The organism is Streptomyces prasinopilosus (assembly GCF_001419695.1).
Lineage (GTDB): Bacteria > Actinomycetota > Actinomycetes > Streptomycetales > Streptomycetaceae > Streptomyces > Streptomyces prasinopilosus.
In genome coordinates, this window is record NZ_LIRG01001010.1 from 1 (window position 1) to 1,340 (window position 1,340).

Genomic DNA, 1,340 nt, shown 5'->3' on the forward strand with positions numbered 1-1,340 from the left:
CCCACCGGCCTGCCCGGCAGGGGCGCCGCCCTGCTGCGCGAGGCCGGCCCGGCGACGGGAACAGGGGCAGGGGCAGGGGCAGGGGCGGAGGCGGTGCTGCGGCTCGGCGACCTGTCCGCGTACCGGGACTTCGTCGACGTGCGCGACGTCGCGCGCGCGGCGGTGCTCGCCGCCACGGCGGCCGGGCCGCTCCCGCCCGTCCTCAACATCGGCGGCGGCGAGGCGGTCCGCGTGCGCGACCTGGTGCACCTGCTGGCCCGCCGGGCCGGTTTCGGGGGACGGATCGAGGAGGACACGGGGACCGCGGGAGGATCGGCCCGCTCGGCGGCGGTGTCCTGGCAGTGCTCGGACGTCACTGCGGCGGGCGAGGCACTCGGCTGGCGCCCCTCGTACACCCTCGAGGAGTCACTGGCCGCGCTGTGGGCGGCCGGCGGCACGGGCACCGGCGGGGGCGGCACCGGTGAGGGTGCCGCCGGCGCGGAAGGCGACCGCTCGCCGTGAGCCTGCTGATCCCCCTGTACGTCCACCCGGCCGAGGACCCGGGCGCCTGGCACCGGCTCATCACGGCCGCCGACCGTACCTACGCGGTCGTGCTCAACCCCGCGAACGGCCCCGGGACCGGCCCGGACCACGCCTTCGCGGCGGTCGCGGACGCGCTGCGGGCGGCGGGCGCCCGGCTGCTCGGCTACGTCGACACCGACTACGGCGCGCGGGACCCGTCCGCGGTCACCGCCGACGCGCGCCGCCACCGGGAGTGGTACGCGGTCGACGGCTGCTTCCTGGACCGGGTGACCGCGGGAGCGGACGGCCTGCCCGGCTGCCGCAGGCTGGTCCGGTCCCTGCGCCGGACCGGCGCGCGGACCGTCGTGCTCAACCCCGGCGTGGACCCGGCACCCGGCTACGTCCGCCTCGCCGACCTGACCGTCACCTTCGAGGGCCACTGGTCCACCTACGTCGCTGCGTTCAGCCGCTCCGCCCGGGCGAAACCGCCCCCGCCGGAACGGCTCTGCCACCTCGTCTACGGCGTGCCCGAGGCGCTCGTTCCCCTGGCGGTCCGCACCGCGCGGGACCGGGGCGCGGGGATCTGCTGCCCCGTGACAGGTGAACTTCCCAACCCTTGGGCGGAGTTGACTCCTGCCCTGACCGTGACCGAAGACGGGGGACGGACATGAGCAGGAAACCTCCGCCGCACACGCCCGCGACGCCCGCGCCGGCCATGTCGGCCGCGCCGGCCGGGCTGGCCGCGCTGGTCGCGCTGGCCGCCACGGTCCTGACCGGATGCACGGGCGCGGACGGGCGGGGGCACGGACACCGCCCGTCCCGCGCCCGTGCATCCGGTC

2 protein-coding genes are annotated in these 1,340 nt (G+C 77.8%); both read left to right on the forward strand.

Translation table 11 applies throughout. The features are described 5' to 3' along the window. Positions 1–501, forward strand: a 501-nt coding sequence (locus AOK18_RS29645; RefSeq protein WP_157865299.1) for an NAD-dependent epimerase/dehydratase family protein, incomplete at its 5' end; no start/stop codon positions are given. Next, positions 498–1,172, forward strand: coding sequence for a spherulation-specific family 4 protein (locus AOK18_RS29650; RefSeq protein WP_055696301.1), 675 nt, complete (start codon positions 498–500; stop codon positions 1,170–1,172). The genes AOK18_RS29645 and AOK18_RS29650, both read left to right, overlap by 4 nt. Positions 1,173–1,340 lie beyond the last annotated feature (168 nt).